We start from the raw sequence: 955 nt of genomic DNA, 5'->3' as shown, positions 1-955 counted from the left end.
TGTTCACACACCACCATTACCGAAGCTTGCTCTGGAATATTGAGTTCATCTAACCAAGTCAGATCATCTACGGAACCACACTCCAAGCGGTAGCGTTCATTTTTGTGGAACAAACGTTGTCGCCAAAGTAGATTCTCGGTTACATCCAGCTCTACCCAGTGACAGCGGCCATTGTCTAATCGGTAAAAACGGGTGTCGAGACCAGCTCCCACATTAATAATCCAAGCATCAGGGTTGTGAGATAGGAACTGCTGAACTTGAGAATCGCAAAGTTGAGTCAAGGTCGCATAGAGAAGTTGTTGTTGGTCGAGTTCACCAGTAAGGCATTCCGGCGCTAATTGACAACGCTTACAGGCCTGAGCAGCAATAGGATCATAGACGAGGCCATCATCGGCAAGGCTTTCTCGGCTGCGAAACCAAAGATGTTGAACGAGATTTGTCGGAACTTGAAGTTCTTGATGTGCAGAAGCTTGATCAGCAGAAACCTTTTGATCAGAGGAGCGCGTCTTAGATATAAGCGGCTTTACTAGAGGCTTGGTTTGGATTGGCATCATCATCTTCCTTGTATCTCGACAAAGAAGATGATAATGAATATCAATTACAATAACAAGTTATTGAGAATAAATATCAATAAGATGTTTGTACTGATTACATCCAGTCCGTGTTGCGAATGATACCAACAGCAAGACCTTCAATAGACAAGTGTTGAGATTCTAGATCGACACGGATTGGAGAAAACTCTTGGTTTTCAGCGTGTAACAGCACTGTAGAACCTTTACGTTCTAGACGTTTTACTGTTACATCATCATCAACACGAGCAACCACAACCTGACCATCACGGACATCTTTTGTTTTGTGAACAGCAAGCAGGTCACCATCCATAATACCGATGTCTTTCATACTTTCGCCATTTACGCGAAGTAAGAAATCAGCTTGAGGTTTAAACATGCTAGGA

The 955-nt window shown here is 43.2% G+C and carries 2 protein-coding genes; both read right to left on the bottom strand.

What is annotated here, in order from left to right; genetic code table 11:
• On the bottom strand, window positions 1-551 hold a 551-nt coding region (locus tag A3712_RS24165; RefSeq protein ID WP_197465916.1), incomplete at its 3' end, for a class I SAM-dependent methyltransferase.
• 97 nt (window positions 552-648) lie between these two features.
• Window positions 649-955: transcriptional repressor LexA (gene lexA / locus A3712_RS24160; protein WP_063525262.1), on the bottom strand; the 307-nt coding region annotated here is incomplete at its 5' end.

The organism is Vibrio sp. HI00D65, assembly GCF_001635455.1.
Classification (GTDB): domain Bacteria; phylum Pseudomonadota; class Gammaproteobacteria; order Enterobacterales; family Vibrionaceae; genus Vibrio.
The sequence above is the reverse complement of the archived record's forward strand: the minus strand, read 5'-3'. Positions and strand labels throughout refer to the sequence as shown.